1 protein-coding gene is annotated in these 653 nt (G+C 57.1%); it reads right to left on the bottom strand.

The window, feature by feature from the left end:
• Positions 1-91: 91 nt before the first annotated feature.
• Positions 92-349 (bottom strand): TetR/AcrR family transcriptional regulator C-terminal domain-containing protein, encoded by a 258-nt coding sequence (locus HUK65_RS18565; protein ID WP_179907774.1) that lies wholly within the window; start codon positions 347-349, stop codon positions 92-94.
• Positions 350-653 lie beyond the last annotated feature (304 nt).

Genomic DNA, 653 nt, shown 5'->3' with positions numbered 1-653 from the left:
ACCCCGAGCCTACGGCTCAGGGAGAGCAACGCCACCCTTCATCCCAAAAAGTTCAACATCGACCGGGACATTCCCGTGCCGCAACAGGTCGTCAGGACAAATCCGGCGCGCTCACGCCATAGGCACAAAGGAAGATACGCACGCTTTCCGTCGCATGCCTGTGTCGTTCATCGCGGTCAGGTATGCCCGCGTCGCCCAATAGCATCGCCGCGCTCGTGGGTGCGCCCATCACGATCCAATTGAAGTAACTTGCAGCCTCAAGCGGATCGGGGGTGTTGAACTGGCCGATCTCGTTGTAATGCGCGCAGGCCAGCGCCAATCGGTGTATCGCTTTTTCACGCAGGGCCATTGGTTAAGCATTTATGGCGCGCTTTGGCCGGAGGGCACACTCCTGAAGCTGGATTTACGCACTGTGACAAAGCACGCCCCGGCGGGTGTGGTGCTGCCAGATGATGTGCCAATGCCTCCACCCATAATGTCAGCTTCTTCTTCAGGCTTTTCATGGCCTGGGCCGCAATGGGGTTTCGGGTGCCACACCATGACTATGTGAAAGGAAAGCTGGATGCCCGTTGAGAATGTCCACTTAACCTTCTTTCCATGCTATTCTTGGGCAGGAGGACCACCCTATGGGACAGTCATCGACAGCGAAGAAG

Source organism: Rhabdonatronobacter sediminivivens (genome assembly GCF_013415485.1).
In the GTDB taxonomy this organism is placed as follows: Bacteria; Pseudomonadota; Alphaproteobacteria; order Rhodobacterales; family Rhodobacteraceae; genus Rhabdonatronobacter; species Rhabdonatronobacter sediminivivens.
The sequence above is the reverse complement of the archived record's forward strand: the minus strand, read 5'-3'. Positions and strand labels throughout refer to the sequence as shown.